Annotated in this window: 19 protein-coding genes; 10 read left to right on the top strand and 9 right to left on the bottom strand. The window is 68.3% G+C overall.

Annotation, left to right across the window (positions count from 1 at the left end):
• Positions 1-13 precede the first annotated feature (13 nt).
• From ftsA to L1081_RS15945, 4 genes are all read left to right on the top strand, one after another.
• Positions 14-1,243, top strand: coding sequence for a cell division protein FtsA (gene ftsA / locus L1081_RS15960; protein WP_007832444.1), 1,230 nt, complete (start codon positions 14-16; stop codon positions 1,241-1,243).
• Positions 1,244-1,412: 169 nt separating this feature from the next.
• On the top strand, positions 1,413-2,633 hold the full coding sequence (gene ftsZ, locus L1081_RS15955; RefSeq protein ID WP_489413045.1) for a cell division protein FtsZ: 1,221 nt from the start codon (positions 1,413-1,415) through the stop codon (positions 2,631-2,633).
• A 307-nt stretch (positions 2,634-2,940) separates the two neighbouring features.
• Complete coding sequence (lpxC, locus tag L1081_RS15950; protein WP_319440838.1) at positions 2,941-3,864, top strand: UDP-3-O-acyl-N-acetylglucosamine deacetylase; 924 nt, start codon at positions 2,941-2,943, stop codon at positions 3,862-3,864.
• Between the two features lie 13 nt (positions 3,865-3,877).
• Entirely contained in the window at positions 3,878-4,054 is a 177-nt protein-coding gene (locus tag L1081_RS15945; RefSeq protein ID WP_012746075.1) for a hypothetical protein, read from the top strand.
• Positions 4,055-4,180: 126 nt separating this feature from the next.
• Here L1081_RS15945 and L1081_RS15940 read toward each other — a convergent pair whose 3' ends face one another.
• Positions 4,181-5,137, bottom strand: a complete 957-nt coding sequence (locus L1081_RS15940; RefSeq protein WP_489413044.1) for a LysR family transcriptional regulator — start codon at positions 5,135-5,137, stop codon at positions 4,181-4,183.
• 113 nt (positions 5,138-5,250) lie between these two features.
• Here L1081_RS15940 and L1081_RS15935 point away from each other — a divergent pair, with 113 nt between their 5' ends.
• Positions 5,251-6,573, top strand: coding sequence for an alpha-methylserine aldolase (locus L1081_RS15935; protein ID WP_489413043.1), 1,323 nt, complete (start codon positions 5,251-5,253; stop codon positions 6,571-6,573).
• A 1-nt stretch (position 6,574) separates the two neighbouring features.
• Here L1081_RS15935 and ruvC read toward each other — a convergent pair whose 3' ends face one another.
• The 8 genes from ruvC to L1081_RS15895 form a co-directional block, all read right to left on the bottom strand.
• Positions 6,575-7,123, bottom strand: coding sequence for a crossover junction endodeoxyribonuclease RuvC (gene ruvC / locus L1081_RS15930; RefSeq protein ID WP_489413042.1), 549 nt, complete (start codon positions 7,121-7,123; stop codon positions 6,575-6,577).
• A 1-nt stretch (position 7,124) separates the two neighbouring features.
• Positions 7,125-8,114, bottom strand: coding sequence for a phosphatidate cytidylyltransferase (locus L1081_RS15925; protein ID WP_489413041.1), 990 nt, complete (start codon positions 8,112-8,114; stop codon positions 7,125-7,127).
• Between the two features lie 165 nt (positions 8,115-8,279).
• Positions 8,280-9,164: a 1-acyl-sn-glycerol-3-phosphate acyltransferase gene (locus L1081_RS15920; protein WP_489413040.1), complete on the bottom strand. Its 885-nt coding sequence runs from the start codon at positions 9,162-9,164 to the stop codon at positions 8,280-8,282.
• Between the two features lie 40 nt (positions 9,165-9,204).
• Positions 9,205-9,948, bottom strand: a complete 744-nt coding sequence (mtgA, locus tag L1081_RS15915) for a monofunctional biosynthetic peptidoglycan transglycosylase (protein WP_489413039.1) — start codon at positions 9,946-9,948, stop codon at positions 9,205-9,207.
• The gene (gene aroE, locus L1081_RS15910) at positions 9,945-10,802 is read right to left on the bottom strand and encodes a shikimate dehydrogenase (protein ID WP_489413038.1); all 858 of its coding nucleotides are present in this window, start codon (positions 10,800-10,802) and stop codon (positions 9,945-9,947) included. Before aroE ends, mtgA begins: the two co-directional genes overlap by 4 nt.
• 21 nt (positions 10,803-10,823) lie before the next feature.
• On the bottom strand, positions 10,824-11,675 hold the full coding sequence (locus L1081_RS15905) for an energy transducer TonB (RefSeq protein ID WP_489413037.1): 852 nt from the start codon (positions 11,673-11,675) through the stop codon (positions 10,824-10,826).
• A gap of 37 nt (positions 11,676-11,712) precedes the next feature.
• Positions 11,713-13,773 (bottom strand): RNB domain-containing ribonuclease, encoded by a 2,061-nt coding sequence (locus L1081_RS15900; protein ID WP_489413036.1) that lies wholly within the window; start codon positions 13,771-13,773, stop codon positions 11,713-11,715.
• A gap of 64 nt (positions 13,774-13,837) precedes the next feature.
• On the bottom strand, positions 13,838-14,431 hold the full coding sequence (locus L1081_RS15895) for a YqiA/YcfP family alpha/beta fold hydrolase (protein WP_489413035.1): 594 nt from the start codon (positions 14,429-14,431) through the stop codon (positions 13,838-13,840).
• A 299-nt stretch (positions 14,432-14,730) separates the two neighbouring features.
• Here L1081_RS15895 and L1081_RS15890 point away from each other — a divergent pair, with 299 nt between their 5' ends.
• The 5 genes from L1081_RS15890 to L1081_RS15870 all read left to right on the top strand — a co-directional run bounded on the left by L1081_RS15890 (position 14,731) and on the right by L1081_RS15870 (position 20,697).
• Positions 14,731-15,471, top strand: coding sequence for a response regulator (locus tag L1081_RS15890; RefSeq protein ID WP_489413034.1), 741 nt, complete (start codon positions 14,731-14,733; stop codon positions 15,469-15,471).
• A 17-nt stretch (positions 15,472-15,488) separates the two neighbouring features.
• Entirely contained in the window at positions 15,489-17,333 is a 1,845-nt protein-coding gene (locus tag L1081_RS15885; protein ID WP_489413033.1) for a histidine kinase, read from the top strand.
• 32 nt (positions 17,334-17,365) lie between these two features.
• Entirely contained in the window at positions 17,366-18,520 is a 1,155-nt protein-coding gene (gene rodA / locus L1081_RS15880; protein ID WP_319429695.1) for a rod shape-determining protein RodA, read from the top strand.
• A gap of 130 nt (positions 18,521-18,650) precedes the next feature.
• Positions 18,651-20,111, top strand: coding sequence for a metalloprotease TldD (gene tldD, locus L1081_RS15875; protein ID WP_489413032.1), 1,461 nt, complete (start codon positions 18,651-18,653; stop codon positions 20,109-20,111).
• A gap of 46 nt (positions 20,112-20,157) precedes the next feature.
• Complete coding sequence (locus tag L1081_RS15870; RefSeq protein WP_489413031.1) at positions 20,158-20,697, top strand: hypothetical protein; 540 nt, start codon at positions 20,158-20,160, stop codon at positions 20,695-20,697.
• The last annotated feature ends 56 nt before the right edge of the window (positions 20,698-20,753 follow it).

The following is a 20,753-nucleotide window of genomic DNA, read 5'->3' as shown; positions in this document are numbered from 1 at the left end:
CCGAGGACATTCAATGCCCAAAGAATACAAAGACCTGGTTGTCGGACTCGACATCGGAACCGCCAAGGTGATGGTGGTCGTCGCCGAGGTGCTGCCTGGCGGCGAACTCAAGCTGGCGGGGCTCGGCATCGCGCCGAGCAACGGCCTCAAGCGAGGCGTGGTGGTGAACATCGACGCCACGGTGCAGAGCATCCAGCAGGCCTTGAAGGAGGCCGAGCTGATGGCCGACTGCAAGATCAGCCGCGTCTACACCGGCATCACCGGCAGCCACATCCGCGGCATCAATTCGAGCGGCATGGTGGCGGTGAAGGACAAGGAAGTCACGCCCGCCGACGTGGCCCGCGTGGTGGAGACCGCGCGCGCCATCAACATCTCGAGCGACCAGCGCCTGCTGCTGGTGGAGCCGCAGGAGTTCGTGATCGACGGCCAGGACGTGAAGGAGCCGATCGGCATGAGCGGCATGCGGCTCGAAGCCAAGGTGCACATCGTGACCGGCGCGCAGAGCGCGGCCGAGAACATCATCAAGTGCGTGCGCCGCTGCGGCCTCGAGGTCGACCAGCTGATGCTCAATCCGCTGGCCTCCAGCCAGGCGGTGCTGACCGAGGACGAGCGCGAGCTCGGCGTGGTGCTGGTCGACATTGGCGCGGGCACCACCGACGTGGCCATCTTCACCAACGGCGCGATCCGCCACACGGCGGTGATCCCGATCGCGGGCGACCTCATCACCAGCGACATCGCAATGGCGCTGCGCACGCCCACCAAGGACGCGGAAGACATCAAGGTCGAGAACGGCTACGCCAAGCAGCTGCTGGCCGACCCCGACACGCAGGTGGAAGTGCCGGGCCTGGGCGACCGCGGTCCGCGCATGCTGAGCAAGCAGGCGCTGGCCGGCGTGATCGAGCCGCGCATCGAGGAGATCTTCTCGCTGGTGCAGCAGGTGGTGCGCGAGTCGGGCTACGAAGAGGTGCTGTCTTCGGGCGTGGTGCTCACGGGCGGCAGCGCCGTGATGCCCGGCATGGTCGAGCTCGGCGAGGACATCTTCCTGAAGCCGGTGCGCCGCGGCATTCCGAAGTATTCGAGCGCGCTCTCCGACATGGTGGCGCAGCCGCGTGCGGCCACCGTGATGGGCCTGCTCGAGGAGGCGCGCTTCGCCCGCATGCGCGGCTTCAAGGTCGCGCAGAAGAACGGATCCGTAAAGACTGCGTTCGGACGTTTCAAGGACTTCATCGTGGGGAACTTCTGACGATGAACCACTCCCCACTCTGGCTCGCACGCGGCGGTCCGCCCTTGCATTTCAACGAGCGATGGCGGCGCACGGGTCCACCGCCGCGACGACAGCTTCGTTGAACTCGTCAAGACACCAGAAAAATTCATAGATACACAACGGCAACTGCAAATTCAAGGAGTTAGAAATGACCATCGAAATGATCGAAGTCGAAGAATTCAACCAGGGTACCCAGATCAAGGTGATCGGAGTCGGCGGCGGCGGCGGCAATGCCGTCGCGCACATGATGGAGCGCGGCGTGCAGGGCGTGCAGTTCGTCTGCGCCAACACCGACGCGCAGGCACTCCAGCGCAGCAACGCGCACAAGATCATCCAGCTGGGCACCAGCGGCCTCGGCGCGGGCAGCAAGCCCGACAAGGGCCGTGACGCAGCCGAAGCCGCGGTGGACGACATCCGCGCTGCCATCGACGGCGCGCACATGCTCTTCATCACGGCCGGCATGGGCGGCGGCACCGGCACCGGTGCCGCACCCGTGATCGCGCGTGTGGCCAAGGAAATGGGCATCCTCACCGTGGGCGTGGTGACCAAGCCCTTCGACTGGGAGGGCGGTCGCCGCATGACCAACGCCGACGCCGGCCTGGCCGAGCTCGAGGCCAACGTCGACTCGCTGATCGTGGTGCTCAACGAGAAGCTGCTCGACGTGCTGGGCGAGGACATCACCCAGGACGAAGCTTTCGCCCATGCCAACGACGTGCTCAAGAACGCCGTGGGCGGCATCTCGGAAATCATCAACGAGTACGGCGGCGTGAACGTCGACTTCGAAGACGTGCGCACCGTGATGGGTGAGCCCGGCAAGGCCATGATGGGCACGGCCGCCGCCGCCGGCCCCGACCGCGCGCGCATCGCCGCCGAGCAGGCCGTGGCCTGCCCGCTGCTCGAAGGCATCGACCTCTCGGGCGCCAAGGGCGTGCTGGTGCTGGTGACCGCATCGAAGGGTTCGCTGAAGCTCAACGAGTCGAAGCTCGCGATGAACACCATCCGCGCTTATGCCTCGCCCGATGCGCACGTGATCTACGGCGCGGCCTACGACGAGAGCCTGGGCGACCAGATGCGCGTGACGGTGGTCGCCACCGGCCTGTCGCGCGCCGATGCGCACCGCCAGGCCCCCACGCTCGAAGTGATCCGCACCGGCACCGACAACATCCCGTTCAACGTGCCCACGCTCGGCGCCGGCCATGCGGGCCACGCCGGCCACGGCGGCGGCAACCAGCCGAACTACGACGGCATGGCCGTTCCCAGCGTGTGGCGCACGAACCGCACCATGGCCGCGGCCAAGGTCGATGCACTGTCGTCGGGCGGCATGGACGACTTCGAGATTCCGGCATTCCTGCGCCGTCAGGCAGATTGATTGGCTCACCCCCAAGCTGCGCGCACTTCGTGTCGCTTCGCCATCCCCCTCGCTGGGGGCAACACCAGCGGCCCGGCAAAGCCGGTTCCGCGGTGTTCGGCGAAGTGACTCAACGAGACGCAGAGGGCACGAAGGTTCGCAAGGGGTACGGGGAAGACCTGAAAGGGACTTCTGCCGGCTCTAGGCGCTGCGTCCGCTTCGTGCCCTTTGCGTCCATCGCCGGCCGGTGGGCATAGCACCCATGTCTATCGCTGCCATAGCGAGGGGAATAGGGCGGCACGGCCGCCGCGCGCCTAAAATCTTCGGCGTGCTGCAACAACGAACCCTCAAGTCGATCAGCCGCGCCGTGGGCGTGGGGCTCCATAGCGGCCAGCGCGTGGAGCTGACGCTGCGTCCCGCACCGGTGGACACCGGCATCGTGTTCCGGCGCGTCGACCTGCCCGAGCCGGTCGACATCCGCATGACCGCCGAAGCGGTGACCGATACGCGCCTGGCTTCCACCGTCTCGACCGGCGGCGCCAAAGTGCAGACGGTCGAGCACCTGATGTCGGCCTGCGCGGGCCTGGGCATCGACAACCTCTACATCGACATCACGGCCGACGAAGTGCCGATCCTCGACGGGTCGGCCTCGTCCTTCGTATTCCTGCTGCAAAGCGCGGGCATCGAACTGCAGAAGGCGCCGCGCCGCTTCATCCGCGTGACGCGCAAGGTCGAGGTGCGCGAAGGCGAGGGCGCCAATGAGAAGTGGGCGAGCCTGGAGCCCTACCACGGCTACAAGCTGAGCTTCGAGATCGACTTCGACCACCGCGTGGTCAATTCCACCGGCCAGCGCGTGGAGTTCGACCTCGGCACCGACTCCTACAGCCGCGACATCGCACGCGCGCGCACCTTCGGCTTCACCAAGGAAGTCGAGTACATGCGCAGCAAGGGCCTGGCGCTCGGCGGCGGCCTGGACAACGCCATCGTGATGGACGACACCAAGGTGCTCAATGCCGGGGGCTTGCGCTACGACGACGAGTTCGTGAAGCACAAGATCCTCGACGCCATGGGCGACCTGTACATCATCGGCAAGCCGCTGCTCGCGGCCTACACCGCGTTCCGCTCGGGACACGCGCTCAACAACAAGCTGCTGCGCGAACTGCTGGCCAACAGCGACGCCTACGAGGTCGTCACCTTCGAGGACGAAAAGCGCGCACCGCGCGGCTTCGGCGAAGTAGCGCGGGCCTGGTAGGCCGCATTCGGCAATGCTTCTCTTCCGCTGGGCCATCCTGCTGCTTCTGTTGGTGGCGGGCGTATCGTTCGCGTTCTATGCGGGAACGGGCCAGGCCAAGTACCGGCGCTTCGGCTGGATCGTGCTCAAGTGGACGCTGCTTGCGGCCTTCGGCTTCTTCGCGGTGCTGATTGCCGAACGGGTGGTGTAGATTGGCTCGCCCCCAGGCTGCGCGGCACTTCGTGTCCGCTGCGCCCACCCCCTACCGGGGGCAACACCAGAGGCCCGGCGAAGCCGGTTCCTCGGTGTTTCACGAAAAAATACCCAGTGATCGATCTCAGCCGGCCAGGGCCTGCAAGGCCTGCACCTGTTGCGCCAGCAGCGGCCCCTTGCGGTGTGCAGGCACCAGCAGCATGAGCGTATCGCCCAATGCCTTCGGGCGTCCCCAGGGCGCATGCAGCCTGCCTTGCGCGAGCAGCGGCGCCACCAGCTGCTCGCGGCCCATCAGCACGCCTTCGCCGTCGAGCGCCGCCTGCAGCGCGAGGCTGTAGAGCGAGAAGTCCGGACCCGCGGCCAGCGCATCGGCCTCGGCCGCAGTGGTGCCGGGGCGCGCGGCCTGCAGCCAGCGCGCCCAGTCGTCGTGCCACACGGTGTCGTGCAGTCCGCCGCAGCGGGCCAGCACATCGATCAGGTCGTCGAGCACGCGCGGGCGGCCGCTTGGCAATGCCTGCTGGAGACGCGGGCTGCACACCGGCACCAGCCGGTCGCGCGCGAGCACCATGCCCTGCGCGCCGACGGCCGCTTCGATGCGGTCGCCGGCGCGGGCATAGAAGAGCCCGAGGTCGAAGGGTTCGCGGCGGAAGTTCGGCGGTTGCTCGAGCGCCGTCACGGACACCTGCACGCCGGGCAGCGCCGCCTTCAGCCGCGAAAGCCGCGGCGACAGCCACAGCTGCGCCATCGCCGGCAGGGCTGCCACCTGCAGCGTGCTGCGGCGCGCTGCGGTCTGCGTTTCGTGGCGCAGCGCCTGCACCGCGAGACCGAGCTGGTCGACCGCGGCGCTGAGCGCGGGCAGTGCGCGACGTCCGTGCGCACTGAGCCGGATGCCCTGGCTGTGCCGCTCGAACAGCGCGCCGCCGGCCCAGGTCTCCAGCGCCTTGATCTGCTGCGCGACGGCGGCCGGCGTGACGAACAGCTCTTCGGCGGCGCGCGCGAAGCTGCCGTGGCGTGCCGCAGCCTCGAAGGCGCGAACGGCCGTGTGCGGAGGCAGGCGAGGGCGGGGTGGTGCGAGCGGCATGCGAAGTGGAGCCCCAAGTTTTTCTAGGGCTCGGCCCCAGATTATCCGTGTTGCCGCCACTCAGGGCACGGGCGACCATGCAGCCACCTGCCACTTCCAGCGAGATCCGCCCCATGCCCGCCGCCCTCCAACGCCGTTCCTGGGTTCCCGCCGCCAGCGAAGACCATGTGCTCGCCATTGCCGGCGATGCGGCCACGCGCGATGCGGCCGGCATCGCCGCCGAGATCGAAAGGCTCGCGGACGACAACCACCGCATCCACGACCGCGAGGGCCTGAACCTCAACCCCGCCACCAACGTGATGAACCCGGCCGCCGAGGCGCTGCTCTCGCGCGGCCTCGGTTCGCGGGCCTCGTTGGGCTACCCGGGCGACAAGTACGAGGTGGGGCTGGAGGCCATCGAGCGCATCGAGGTCATCGCGGCCGAACTGGCCGCCGAGGTCTTCGGCTCGAGGTTTGCCGAAGTGCGCGTGAGCTCCGGCGCGCTGTCGAACCTCTATGTATTCATGGCGACCTGCCGGCCCGGCGACACGATCATTGCGCCGCCGCCGGCCATCGGCGGCCACGTCACGCACCATGCGGCCGGCGCGGCCGGGCTCTATGGGTTGAAGACGGTGCCCGCGCCGGTCGATGCCGACGGCTACACGGTCGACGTCGGCGCACTCGCCAGGCTCGCACGCGAGGTGAGGCCGAAGCTCATCACGATCGGCGGCAGCCTGAATCTCTTTGCGCACCCGGTGCCGGCGATCCGCGAGGTCGCGGACAGCGTGGGCGCCAGGCTGCTGTTCGACGCCGCGCACCTCTCGGGCATGGTGGCCGGCAAGGCCTGGCCGCAGCCGCTCGACGAGGGCGCGCATGCGATCACCATGAGCACCTACAAGAGCCTCGGCGGGCCGGCCGGCGGCTTGATCGTGTCGAACGATGCGGCATTGATGGAGCGCATCGATGCCATCGCCTACCCCGGCCTCACGGCCAACTCCGATGCGGGCCGCACCGCGGCGCTGGCGCGCGGGCTGCTCGACTGGAAGGTGCACGGCACGGCCTACGCCGTGGCAATGCGCGAGACCGCGCAGGCACTGGCACGCGCCCTCGATGCCGAGGGACTGCCGGTGTTCGCAAAGGCGCGCGGCTTCACGCAGTCGCACCAGTTCGCGGTCGAGGCCGCGCGCTGGGGCGGTGGGCAGCGCGCCGCAAAGAAGCTGGCGCAAGGCGGCTTGCTGGCCTGCGGCATCGGCCTTCCGATCGCGCCGGTGGAAGGAGACATCAACGGCCTGCGCCTGGGCGTGCCGGAGATCGTGCGGCTGGGCTTCACGCCCGACGACATGCCGCAGCTTGCGTCGTGGATCGCGCGTGCACTGGAAGGCGATGCGGCGTCCGTGGCCGCCGAGGTGCGCGAGTACCGCACGCGGCTCGGCGGCCTGCGCTACATCGTGCGCTGAGTCAGCGCGAGCGTCCCTGCCGGTAGGTGCCGGCGTGCGTCTTCGACAGCTCGGCCGCCTCGGCCAGCCGCGCCATCGACCGGCCCACCTGCGCATGCGTGATGGCAATGCCCAGCGCGTCGGCCGCATCGGCGCCCGGCAGGCCCGGCAGGTCGAGCAGGCGCTTCACCATCTCCTGCACCTGCGCCTTCGCGGCCTGGCCGTGGCCCGCCACCGCCTTCTTCATCTGCAGCGCGGTGTATTCGGCCACCGTGAGATTGCTGTTGACCAGCGAGGTCACGCAGGCGCCGCGCGCCTGGCCCAGCAGCAGCGTCGACTGCGGATTGACGTTGACGAAAATGATCTCGACCGCCGAGGCATCGGGCTGGTAGCGCACGGCGATTTCCGCGATGCCGTCGAACAGCACCTTGAGCCGCGCCGGCAGGTTGCCGCTGCCCAGGTGGCGCGTGCTGATGGTGCCGCTCGCCACGTAGCGCAGCGCATGGCCGTCCGAATCGACCACGCCGAAACCGGTGGTCAGGAGGCCGGGGTCGATGCCGAGAATGCGCATGTCAGACGTTGAAGTACCAGCGGATCGAGTGAAAGAAGATCGGCGCCGCGAAGCACAGCGCATCGACGCGGTCCAGCAGGCCGTTGGCCCCGGTGACGCCCACGCCCTTCTTGCCCCAGTTGGGAATGCCGCGGTCGCGCTTGAGCGCCTTCATCACCAGGTGCCCCATGGAGCCCGCGATGCAGGCGATGACGGACACGGCGAGGGCCTGGCCGAACTTGAAGGGCGTGATGAACGAGAACAGCGCGCCCACCAGGCTGGCCACCACGATGCCGATGCCCCAGCTGGTCCAGTTGAAGCTGCGGCTCACGTTGGGCGCGAAGGGCTTGCGCTGGCTGCGGCGCGAGATCACGTGCTGCACCAGCACCGAGGTCTGCACCACGAACACCAGGAAGAACACGAGAAAGGCGCTCTTGCCTTCGTAGCCCGGAAAGCTCAGCAGCAGCAGCGCGGGCACATGGCTCATGCCGTAGACGCAGACCATGATGCCCCACTGCAGCTTGGCGTTGCGCTCGAGAAAGTGGTTCGGGTCGTCGGCCAGCGCGCTTGCGACCGGGATCGCGAGGAACACGTAGACCGGAATGAAGACGGTGAACAGGTCGAAGCGCGCGGTGGCGACGAGCCAGAACTGGATCGGCAGCACGACGAAGAAGGCCAGGATCAGGCTGCGGTGGTCGCCGCGCCGCGTGGGCGAGAGCGTGATGAACTCGCGCAGCGCGAAGAAGGCAATCAGCGCGAACAGCACGGTGGCCACTGTCTCGCCAAGCGCCCAGCCGACCCAGAACACGATCACCATGAACCAGGTGGTGCCCAGCAGCTTGCGGTAGTGCGCGAGTTCGGCTTGCCAGGCGGCGTCATGCACGGGGTTGCGGCGTTCCCTGAAGCTCAGGAGGAGCGCCGCGGTGCTCACGATCACGAGCAGGCCGAAGACGATGAGGAACAGGGCCGCGACCTGCTGGGTCGGGGTGAGGCTGCGCAGGAACTGGTTCATGTCAGTTTTCCTCCGCGCGTTGTGTTTGTTGTTGGGTGCTCTCGTTCAGGGCGCGTGCACAGGCCACCGGGTACTCCCCTCCGCGAATGTCCCCCGTCGGCGGGAGCGCGCCCTGAACAAAGCACCAAACTCCCAACGCGATGAATAGAAAAGCACAGCTTCATTTCAGACATCGCGCAATGCGATCACCGCGGCACGCGCGCGATCGAGGAAAGGGCGGCGCTCTTCGCCTTCCTCGACGCGGATCGGCGCGCCGAAGGTGACGGAGCACAGGATCGGCACCGGCACGATCTCGCCCTTGGGCATCACGCGCTGCACGTTGTCGATCCACGCCGGCACCAGCACCACCTCGGGAAACATCGTCGCGAGCGTGTACAGGCCCGACTTGAACTTCTGCGGCTCTCCCGTGTGGCCGCGCGTGCCCTCGGGAAAGATGATGATCGAATCACCGCTGCGCAATGCCTCGACCAGCGGCGCCAGCGGATCGGGGGCGGGTGCGGCCGCGGCCGGCTCCGGCTCCACGGCTGGCGGCGTGACGGGCGGCGCGGCCGGTGGTGGTGGAGGCGGCGGCGGAGGAGCAGGAAGGTCGAGCCGCCCTTGCACTTCGTCGAAGGCTTCCGGCGTGATGTTGACGACAGGCGGTGCCATGGGCGCCATCGGCAGCAGAGGCTCCATCGAGGGTTCGATGCGCTCGGGCTGCGGTGCAGCGGCGGCATCTCGTACGGGCCGCGGGGGCGCTTCGGGTTCCGCCGGCGCTGCGGCCGGCGCCGTGGCCGCGCGCTCCACGTACACCGCGTTGAACACCTCGGTCGTGATCCAGCGCTTGAACGGTGTATTGGCCCAGTAGTCGCGCGCCGCGATGGGCCGCGTGATGCTGCGCAGTTCCTCGGGCAGGGCGGCCCAGATCATCACCAGGTCGGCGTGGCTCTGGTGGTTGGCGAAATAGATGCGCTGCTCGGCCTTCGGCGGGCAGCCGTACCAGCGCGCCTGGGCGCCGGTGAGCAACCGGACGATCCCCAACAACAACCAACCTGTGAGCTTTGCCAGCATGGGCGCGATGATACGGGGCCAAGCGCCGGCGAGCGCGCGTTCAGGGCAGTTCGGCCGACGGCATCCGCGCCACGATGGTCGACGCCCGCCCGCTGAGGTAGGACGAGCCGATGCGGCGCTCGAAGAACTTGGGGCTCGGCAGCATCACGGCAAGGCGCGCGGCTTCGGCGGCGCTCAGGCGCGAGGCGGGCTTCCTGAAGTAGTACTGGGCCGCCGCCTCGGCGCCGAACACGCCTTCGCCCCATTCGACGTTGTTGAGGTAGATCTCGAGGATGCGCCGCTTGTCGAGCAGCACTTCGAGCACCATGGCGAGCATCAGCTCCTGGCCCTTGCGCAAGAGCGTGCGCTCGCCGGAGAGCAGCAGGTTCTTCGCCAGCTGCTGCGTGATGGTGGAGCCGCCGCGCAGCTGCACCGGCCGCACCGGCTTGCCGCGTGCGATGGCGCGTGCGGCGCGCTTGGCCGCGAGCTCCTCGGCCTTGGCGTTGCGCTGGCGCGCCCGCTCGATGGCTTCCCATTCCACGCCGTTGTGGTCGATGAAGTCGGCGTCCTCGCTCGCGATGACGGCGCGCTTGAGGTTGTCGCTGATCTGCGCGTAGGGCACCCACTCCTGGCGCCAGGCGCCCTTGCTTCCCTGGTGGATGGCGATCTGCCAGGCTTCGCTGCGCTGGAACGCGGTGCTCTGCGGATCGATCACCGCCATGGCCGCGATGCGCCCCACGAAGAAAAGCTCCATTGCCACGCCCGCCACCAGCAGGCAGGCCACAAGCCGCAGCAGCCGCTTCATTGGCCGGTGGCGAGCGAGGCGCGCAATTCGGCCAGCACCTGTGCGGCGGGCGGCCGCACGCCGCGCCAGATATCGAAAGCCTCGGCCGCCTGCTCGACCAGCATGCCGAGCCCATCGCGCGGCACGGCGCCGTGTGCCTCGGCCCAGGCCATGAAGCCGGCGGCCGCGGGCCCGTACATCAGGTCGACCGCGAGCGCACCGGGGCGCAGCACCTGCGCGCGCACCGGCACCGCGTCGCCCGCGAGGCTGGAGGCCGTGGCATTGACCACCACGTCGAAGTTGCCGGGCACCTCGCCGAGCGCCCAGGCTTCGAGCGCCGCGCCATGGCGCAGCGCCAGTGCCGCATGGCGCTGCACCAGCGCCATGGCCTTGCCGACCGTGCGGTTGGCCACCACGATGCGCGCGGCGCCGGCGTCCAGCAGCGGCCCGAGCACGCCCGCCGCGGCACCGCCCGCGCCGATCAGCAGCAGCTCGCGGCCCGCCAGCGGCACGGCGGCGTTGCGCACGATGTCGTTGACGAGCCCGATGCCGTCGGTGTTGTCGGCATGGATGCTGCCGTCGGCTTCGAAGCGCAGCGTGTTCACCGCCTGCGCGAGCACGGCGCGTTCGCTGGTGTGCTGCGCGAGCGCGGCGGCATCGAACTTGAAGGGCACGGTCACGTTGCAGCCGCGTGCCGCGTCGCCGCGCTCGGCGGCTTCCCGGCGGAAGGCGGCCACGCCTTCGGCAAAGGCTCCGACCGGAACGAGCCGGCGGCTGTAGTCCATCTGCTGGCCGCAGAGTTCGGCAAACCGGGCATGGATGCGCGGCGAGCGGCTGTGCTCGACGGGGTTACCCATTACGCAATACAGGTCCATGGCGCGTGGATTCGCTGTTGTCTATTGGGAGGAGAGCTCGATGGTCTCGTCGCGCGTGAACTTGAAGCGCGACTGCAGCACGATCTGGTCGGTCTCTTTTCGCATCGCGTCGGTGAACTTTCCGAAGCTGCCGATGCTGTGCACGATGGCCTTGGCGCGGCGGTCGAGCACGACGTCGCCCGAGCTCTCGTCGACCACGGTGTCGAGGAGCTTGCCGTCGTGGTTGATGGTGATCGTCATCTTGAGCTCGCCGTAGAGTTTCTTGCCGGCGGCCGTGGGAAAGTTCTCGGTGCCCCGCAGCTCGATGCGCCGGCGCAGCGTGTCCACGTAGATGGCGTAGGCCGCCTCGCGCGTGGAAGGGCTCAGGTAGCGCTTCTTGGGGCGCGCGTTCTCTTCGTTCACGCGCCGCTCGATCTCGGCCAGCAGCTCCACCATCTGGCGCCGCTTTTCCTCGCGGGCCACGGTTTCCTTCGGGTCGCCCGGGGCGCGCGGGTCCGGCGCGGGCATGGCGGCCAGGTCGCGCTTGAGTTGTGCGAGCAGCTGCATCTGCTGGGCCTGCATGGCCTCGACCTGGCGTCGGGCCTCCTCGACCGAATCGCCAATGGCGGTGAAGCTCGAAGGCGGCAAGGGGCTGGTGGCGCGGCCGCGTTCGAGGTCGCCGCCGCCCGCGAGCGAAGTCTGGGCCATCACGCGGGTCTTGGCGTCGGGCTTGTCGTTGGTCTTGCTGTTGACCAGGATCACCTCGAGCGCGGTTTCGCTGAAGACCCGGTTGAACGATTCGGGATCGACGAAGCGCACCGCAAGAAGTGCGGCATGCGCGATGACCGACACGCCGAGTGCGATCTGCAGCGTGCTCAGATCCCTGAAGTTCATGGACGACGCTCCTTGGCGCGCATGGAATGACCGGTGCTCATGCCGGCGTGTTCTCCGGGGCCGCCTCGCTGTCGCTGAGGTCGACTGCAATGGCGATGGGGCCGGCGACTTCTTCCACTTCCTCGTCGCCGCCTTCTTCTTCGGCCGCGACATCGGCCTTGGGCGCATCGAGGCGCTCGAGCACGGTGCCGTGCACGTCGAGCGCGATTTCATCGATCTCGCCGAGCTTCACGCGTAGCCGCGCGCCGCGCTCCTGCTGGCCCGCCACCGGGAACACCAGCGGCAGGGTGTCCGCGCGCACCAGTGCGCCGTTCGGAATGTCCTTGATGACGGTCGCCTCGAGCTCGGTGATGCCCTGTTGCTCCAGGTACTTGAGCGTCCAGAAGCGTTCCATGCCGCCCTGGTAGGCGTTGTAGGTTGCGTAAGCGGCGTCGAAGCCCGAGAGAATGGAGAACAGGTCCGCATCCTTGGGCTTGAACGGCGCGGCCAGAGCGGCGGTCTTGCCGTGGCGCGCGGCGGCAATGATCTGCCACTGGTTCACGAGGTCGGTGTAGCGGCGCAGCGGCGAGGTGCTCCAGGCATAGCTCTTCACGCCAAGGCCCGCATGCGGCAAGGCCCGCGTGCCCATGCGCACCTTGATGCCGGGCGCCAGGCTGGCCTGGCTGCGGTAGAGCCCGGGCACGCCGAGTTCGCCGAGCCAGCCGCCCCAGCTGCTGTTGGCCAGGATCATGGCTTCGGACACGATCAGGTCGAGCGGCGCACCGCGCTGGCGCGTGGTGATCTGCACCTGCTCGCTGCCGTTCGGTTCGCCGTCGTTGCCCACGAGGCGGAAGTTGTAGTCGGGCCGGTTGAAGTTCTCGGGCTTGCCGCGCACCACTTCGCGCTGGGCCTTCAGCTGCTTTGCGAGGCGGAACAGGAAGGACAGCGGCGCGCGCAGCTTCGCAGCGGCTTCGGGCGTGTTCTCGTTCGTGAACGAGGCGTCTTCGAGCCAGGGCTGGGTGACCACCGCGTCGAGCTGGTCGTGCCGCAGGTTGGCCACGATCGGCACGCGTTCGAGCTTCGTCTCGGTCGACTGCAGTTCGAGCGTGGCTTCGTCGAAGCGCGCATAGAGCGACACCGCGGGCCGGTCGCCGCCTTCGAGCAGCGTGTAGGTGCTCACGACTTCGTCGGGCAGCATGGTGATCTTGTGGCCCGGCATGTAGACCGTGGACATGCGCGCGCGCGCCACCTGGTCGATGGCGCTGCCCGGCGTCAGCGCCAGGCCGGGCGCGGCGATATGGATGCCGACCGTGACGGTGCCGCTGCCCAGGCCCTCCACCGACAGCGCATCGTCGATTTCGGTGGTCTGCGAGTCGTCGATCGAGAACGCCTGCGCGCCCTCGGCCAGCGGCAGGTCGTCCACGATGGGGGGCGCGGCGAGCGCCGGGAAGCCCGTGCCCTTGGGAAAGTTCTCGAACAGGAAGCGCCGCCAGTGGAACTGGTAGGGCGAATCGATGGCACCGGCGCGTTCCAGCAGTTCGAGCGGCGGGCGCTGGGTGGCGCGCGCGGCGTCGACCACGGCCTTGTATTCGGGCGCGTTCTTGTCGGGCTTGAACAGGATCTTGTAGAGCTGCTCGCGGATCGGCTGCGGGCAGATGCCCTCGGCCAGCTGGCCTGCCCATTCGACGATCTGCGCCTGGACCACTTTCTTCTTCTCGATGGCGGCCAGCGCCTGCTGCAGGATCTCGGCCGGCGCCTTCTTGAAGCGCCCCTTGCCCGCGCGGCGGAAGTAGTGCGGCGCCTCGAACAGCGCGAACAGCGCCGCGGCCTGCTGCGCGAGCGTGGGCTTGTCGCTGAAATAGTCGGACGCGAGGTCGGCAAAGCCGAACTCGCCCTCCGGCGCGAATTCCCAGGCCAGGTCGAGATCCATCGTGGCCGCGAGCGCGCGCGCCTCGGCGATCAGCTCGGCCGGGGCCGGTTTCTCGAAACGCAGAACGATGTTGGCGCCCTTGACCTTGACGCGCTTGCCGGTGTCGAGCTCGACCTGCGCCGATGCTTCGGCCTCCGACAGCACACGGCCACCGAGGTACTTGCCGGCTTCTTCAAACAATACAAACATGCCCGGATTGTCCCAGACTTGGGGACGCGCACGGGCCTGGCCGCTGCGCGATGCCTGCCGGGCTTCAGACGGGATTGATGAACGCGATCACGTCGTCGAGGTGGTTTTCCTCGAAATCGGACAGCGCATGGTCGCCGCCCTCGATCAGCTTGATGTTGCTATCGGGGTAGCGCGCCGAGGTTTCGTGCCAGTCGAGCGCTTCGTCGCCCTTGGCGATGATGGCCAGCACGCGCTCGGGGCGGGTGAGCGCGCCGACCTCCATGGTGCGCAGCTCCTGGATGTACTCGGGCTTGAAATAGAAGTGCTCGGCCGGGTCGTGCCAGGCGGTCTGGTCGCCGATGTAGCGCGCAAGGTCGCGCGCCGGATGCACCGCCGGGTTCAGCAGCACGGTGCGGCAGCGCGTCATGCCGGCCACGTAGGTGGCATAGAAGCCGCCGAGCGAGGAGCCGACCACGGCCATCGACTTGCGCGGCCAGTCCGCGATGCCCTTCATCACCATGTCGATGGCTTCGCGGGGCGAGGGCGGCAGTTGCGGACACCACCACTGCAGGCCGGGGTGCTCCCGGGCCACGCGCGCGGCCATCAGCCGCGCCTTGGTGGAGCGGGGCGAAGAGCGGAATCCGTGCAGGTACAACAGGTGAGTGGTTTGCGGGTCCATGCGGGGCGGAGACTGGAAGTGGTGCGGTCTACACAGCTCCCTTGAAGGAGCCGGTTGATTTTGCATGAGGACCGTGCGCCCGACGCAGTCCTCGGCGCACGAGGCTTCGATATGCGGGCTTACTGCACAGAGGTGTTGGTTTGCCACGGGTTCCATGGGCGATGCCCAGAAGCTAAAAGTATTCAACTGAAGCGCGCGACCGGACTCGCAATTCAAAGCGAGTTTCAATGGCCCGCGCCGGTGTCCGCATCCCATGAAAACGGGAGGTCCGCCGGCCCTTTTACGTTGCGCCGAAGCTTATGCTCAAGCCCATGAATATCGAGGCAACGGACACCGGGAAGACGCACCGCTGGGGCGTGCTCGTGGTCGAGGACGACAGCCGCGCGCGCGCCTTCTTCGAGGCGAGCGTGCAGCGCAGCGCCAGCCTTTTCTGGCTCGGAAGCGCCGGCACGGTGCACGAGGCACTGGCATGGATGGCCCAGACCACCATCATTCCCGACGTGCTGCTCGTCGATCTCGGCATGCCCGACGGCAGCGGGCTCGACGTGATCCGCGAGGCCGTGGCGCGCTTTCCGGGCTGCGAGCCGCTGGTGATCTCGGTCTTCGGCGATGAGGAAAACGTGCTGGCCAGCATCGAGGCCGGCGCTGTTGGCTATATCCACAAGGACGCCGCGCCGGAAGACATTGCACAAACCATCGTGGAGATGAAGGCCGGTGCCTCGCCGATCTCGCCCATGATCGCGCGGCGGGTGCTCGCCAAGTACCGCAGCCTGCAACTGGCCGGAACGCTGGCCGCCGCGCCGCCCGAGGCGGCTCTCGGCAACATCACGGCGCCCAGCCTGCTGTCCGCGCGCGAGCACGAGGTGCTGACCTTGATCGCGCGCGGTTTTTCCTATGCCGAGATCGCACGGCTCAAGGGCCTGAGCGTGCACACGGTGCAGACGCACATCAAGAATCTCTACGGCAAGCTGGCCGTGCACTCCAAGAGCGAGGCCGTGTTCGAGGCCACGCGCCTCGGCCTGTTGTCCCACCCGGGGTGAATCGCGTGGCCGGACGCATGTTCGGGAAACCGGGCAGGGCTCTTGCTGCGCTGTGGATCGCGGCAGCTCTGATGCTGGCGGCGCAACCGGCGGCGGCCGCGCCGGCCGAGAGCCCGATCGAGCTGCAAAGCGGCACCGCATGGACCACCATCGACGGCGCCACGCGCAAGGCGCCCGTCAAACTTTCCTACCACTGGGACCGCCAGCACGGCGGACGCCCCGGCTACGCGACCTTCGAGCTGCCGTTCACCCTCGAAGCCGCGCCGGAGGTGCCCTGGGGCATCTTCATTCCGCGCGCAGGCAGCGTTCTGGAGGTGTGGCTCAACGACGCGCTGCTGCAGGTCTACGGCGACCTGGCCCGCGGCAACGGGGCGGACTACGCCAAGGCGCCGCTGTACGTGCCGGTGCCGGGGCGCCTGCTGAAGGCCGGCGAGAACCGCCTGCAGGTTCGCATACGCGCCGACAGTGCCCGCCGGGCCGGGCTGTCGCGCGTGACCATCGGGCCGGCGACGCCGGTGCGCACCGATCTCTTCGAAAGCGCCTATGCCTGGCGCTTCACCGGCTCGGTGCTCCTGACCGCCTTCAGCCTGATCGTCGGCAGCATCGCGCTCGCGCTATGGCTCACCCAGGTGGATGCCGCCGTCACCGGATGGCACCGTCGCGACAGCCTCTATTTCTGGGCGGCGCTGGCCGAGTTCTGCTGGGCGATCCGGGTGGCCGACGGCGTGATTGCCGAACCGCCTCTCCCCTGGGGCGCCTGGGGTGTGCTCATGGCCACCTGCTATGCGGGCTGGGCCGCGTCCGCCATGATGTTCTGCTACCACCTCGCGGGGTGGGACCGCCGCCCGCGCATGCGCTGGCTGCGCTGGCCGATGGCAGGCATGGTGGCCGGAACCTTCTCGGCGAGCGCCATCGCGCTTTACCGCGAGGAGCCCTACTGGCTCACCGGCTGGCTCGCGCTGGAGATCGTGTTCGTCGCGCTGTTCGTCGGCGCCTTTGCCGTGGCCACCATCCGGCGGCCGAACGTGGGCCGCCTGCTGGTGGCCGCGGCCGCGCTGGTGACGCTGGGCTTCGGCACCCGCGACTGGCTCGTGATCCGCCTGAGCGACGCCTACGGCGAGACCACCTGGGTGCGCTATTCCTCCGTGTTCTTCGGCATCGCGCTGCTGCTGATCGTGCTGCGGCGCTTCCATGCCGCGAGCGTGCAGGCGCGCGGTTCGGTTGCGGCCCTGGCCGAACGCGTGGCGCAGCGCGAGCGCGAACTCGCATCCACCTTTGCCGCGCTGGAACAGGTGGCGCGCGACCAGGCGCGCACCCACGAGCGCGAGCGCATCCTGCGCGACATGCACGACGGCGTGGGCTCGCACATCAGCTCGGCCATCCGGCAGCTGCAGTCGGGCCAGGCCAGCCCGGAGGAATTGCTGCGGACGCTGCGCGACTCGCTCGACCAGCTCAAGCTGTCCATCGACTCCATTCACCTGCCGCCGGGCGACGTCGGCGCCCTGCTGGCGGCACTGCGCTACCGGCTGGAGCCGCGCCTGGCGGCCGCGGGCATCCAGTTCGAATGGGCGGTGGACGAGGTGCCCGACGTCAAGCGCCTCGACGCACAGGCCATGCGGCAACTGCAGTTCCTGCTGTTCGAGGCGATTTCCAACGTGCTCCAGCATGCCCAGGCCAGGACGCTCAGGATCGAGGCCGAAGCGCCGGCCGGCGCCGTGCAGCTGCGCGTGATCGACGACGGCCGGGGCTTCGACGCGCTGCAGGTGCCCAGGGCGCTTGCGGAGCGCGCCGCCGCCATTGGCGCCCGGCTGGCACTCGAAAGCCGACCGGGGCGCACGGTCGTTCGGCTCGGCTTCGGCTGAGGTGCGCCGCGGGGCGCGGATAATCCGCCCCCATGTCCGCAGTGTTCAACCAGCCTTCCCTGGCGCGCCGGGTCGCGCCCATCTTCCAGGGGTTCGACGGCTTTCTGGCCTTCGCCGTGCTGTTGCTGGTCTTTGCCGGGCTGCTGACCATGTATTCGTCGGGCTACGACCATGGCTCGCGCTTCGCCGACCACGGCCGCAACATGCTGCTGGCGGGCTTCATCATGTTCGTGGTGGCCCAGGTGCCGCCGCAGCGGCTGATGATGTTCGCGGTGCCGCTCTACGCGACCGGGGTGGCGCTTCTGATCGCGGTGGCATTGTTCGGCATCACCAAGAAGGGCGCGCAGCGCTGGATCAACGTGGGCGTGGTGATCCAGCCCAGCGAAATCCTCAAGATCGCGATGCCGCTGATGCTGGCCTGGTGGTTCCAGCGCCGCGAAGGCCAGCTGCGGCCGCTCGATTTTGTCGTGGCCACGGTGCTGCTGGCGGTGCCGGTCGGGCTCATCATGAAGCAGCCCGACCTGGGCACCTCTCTGCTGGTGCTGGCGGCCGGGCTGGCGGTGATCTTCTTTGCCGGGCTGCCCTGGAAGCTGATCGTGCCGCCGGTGGTGATCGGCGCCGTGGCGATCACGCTGATCGTGGGCTTCGAGTCGCAACTGTGCGCCGACGGCGTCGACTGGCGCGTGCTGCACGACTACCAGAAGCAGCGCGTGTGCACGCTGCTCGACCCGAGCAAGGACCCGCTGGGCAAGGGCTTTCACATCATCCAGGGAATGATCGCCATCGGCTCGGGCGGGGTCGGCGGCAAGGGCTTCATGCAGGGCACGCAGACGCACCTCGAATTCATTCCCGAGCGCACCACCGACTTCATCTTCGCCGCCTATTCCGAGGAGTTCGGGCTGGTGGGCAACCTGGCACTGATCTCGGCCTTCATCCTGCTGATCTTCCGCGGGCTGGCCATCGCCGCCACGGCGCAGACCCTGTTCTCGCGCCTGCTCGCGGGCGCGGTCACCATGATTTTCTTCACCTACGCCTTCGTCAACATGGGCATGGTGAGCGGGATCCTGCCGGTGGTGGGCGTGCCGCTGCCGTTCATCAGCTATGGCGGCACCGCCATGGTCACGCTGGGGCTGGGGCTGGGCATCCTGATGTCGATCGCCCGGGCGCGGAAGCTGGCCCAGAACTAATTCCAGAAACACCGAGGAACCGGCTTTGCCGGGCCTCTGGTGTTCCGGGGCCTCTGGTGTTACCCCCGGGTAGGGGGCGGGCGAAAGCGACACGAAGTGCGCGAAGCCTGGGGGCGAGCAATAATCGGCAATGATCTCTCGCGAACCCACCATCGAGCGCCTCGCCACGGCGCAACAGCTCCTGCTCACGCCCTTCGGCCTGGACGAATCGCACCTGAGCAAGGCCCTGGCCGAGATCACCTCCCACCGGGTGGACGACGCCGATCTCTACTTTCAGTACACGCGCAGCGAGGGCTGGAGCCTGGAAGAGGGCATCGTCAAGACCGGCAGCTTCAGCATCGACCAGGGCGTCGGCGTGCGCGCGGTCAGCGGCGAGAAGACGGCCTTTGCCTATTCGGACGACATCTCCGAGGCTTCGCTGCTCGACGCGGCCCGCACGGTGCGCTCCATTTCCTCCGCGGGCCGCACCGGCCGCGTGAAGACGGCAACCCGCAAGATCGCCTCGAGCCGCTCGCTCTACAACGGCGTCGACCCCATTTCCACGCTCGACAGCACGGCCAAGGTCAAGCTGCTCGAAAAGGTCGAGAAGCTGGCGCGTTCGCGCGATCCGCGGGTGGCGCAGGTCATGGCGGGCCTGGCGAGCGAGTACGACGTGGTGCTGGTGGCGCGGGCCGACGGCACGCTGGCGGCCGACGTGCGCCCGCTGGTGCGCCTGTCGGTCACCGTGATCGCCGAGCAGAACGGCCGGCGCGAGGTCGGTTCCGGCGGCGGCGGCGGGCGCTTCGGCCTCGCCTACTTCAACGACGCGCAGATCGCCGAATACGTCGACCAGGCCGTGAAGGCCGCATTGACCAACCTCGATGCCCGTCCCGCGCCCGCCGGCGAGATGACCGTGGTGCTCGGCTCCGGCTGGCCCGGCATCCTGCTGCATGAAGCCATCGGCCACGGCCTGGAAGGCGATTTCAACCGCAAGGGCTCGAGCGCGTTCTCGGGCCGCATCGGCCAGCGCGTGGCGGCCAAGGGCGTGACGGTGCTGGACGACGGCACCATTGCCGACCGTCGCGGCTCGCTCAACGTCGATGACGAAGGCAACGCCAGCCAGCGCAACGTGCTCATCGAGGACGGCATTCTCAAGGGCTACATCCAGGATTCGCTCAACGCGCGCCTCATGAAGGTCAAGCCCACGGGCAACGGCCGCCGCGAGAGCTACGCCCACGTGCCGATGCCGCGCATGACCAACACCTACATGCTCGGCGGCGACAAGGACCCGAAGGAAATCGTGGCCAGCATCAAGAAGGGGCTTTACGCCACCAACTTCGGCGGCGGGCAGGTCGACATCACGAGCGGCAAGTTCGTGTTCTCGGCCAGCGAGGCCTTCTGGGTCGAGAACGGCAAGATCCAGTACCCGGTCAAGGGCGCGACCATCGTGGGCAACGGCCCCGATGCGCTCACCCGCGTGACCATGATCGGCAACGACATGGCGCTCGATTCGGGCGTGGGCACCTGCGGCAAGGAAGGCCAGAGCGTGCCGGTCGGCGTCGGCCAGCCCACCCTGCGCATCGATGGTTTGACCGTAGGCGGAACGGCCTGAGAGCTTGTAAGCTCCGCTCCTCATTTCTTACAAAGAGGAGCATTCGATGAGGATCAGGATCAATTCGTCTGCGGCCCTGTGGGCCGCGGCTGCCGCAGTGGCGCTCGCAACCGCCGGTTGCGCTTCGCGCGGCGGTTCGGGCGAGAGTCAGCCCGCGGCATCGGCACCCGCGGCCAGCGCCCCCGCGGCCCCGGCACGCGGCGGATCCAAGGCCGGCATGGATGCCAAGGGCAACGTGGTCGATTCTTCCAAGGTCGAGGCCGGCAGCGGCCGCACCGTCAAGGGCCTGAACGGCTACGAAGGCGAGATCACCGGCACCCCGGCGCGCAACAGCAGGTTCACCCGGCTGCAGATCGGCATGAGCGCCAAGCAGGTCACCGACCTGGCCGGCCCGCCGACCGACCAGGGCGCCTACGTCACGGGCAAGGCCTTCATTCCGTTCTATTTCGGCAGCGACCGCCACCGCTACGAGATGACCTACAAGGGCCAGGGCCGCCTGGTCTTCGCGGGCGGCGGCATGGGCGACTACTCGAGCGGCAACCTGATCTGGATCATCCACAACCCCAACGAATCCGGCTATCGCTGAGCCCTTCGAAGCCGGGCCTTTTGTCGGGCTTTTCGTTTTCCGTGCTACATTCCGCC

The sequence above is a fragment of the Variovorax sp. MSC1_012 genome (assembly GCF_023667525.1).
GTDB classification, from domain to species: domain Bacteria; phylum Pseudomonadota; class Gammaproteobacteria; order Burkholderiales; family Burkholderiaceae_C; genus Variovorax; species Variovorax beijingensis_B.
This window is presented reverse-complemented; position numbering and strand designations above follow the sequence as displayed.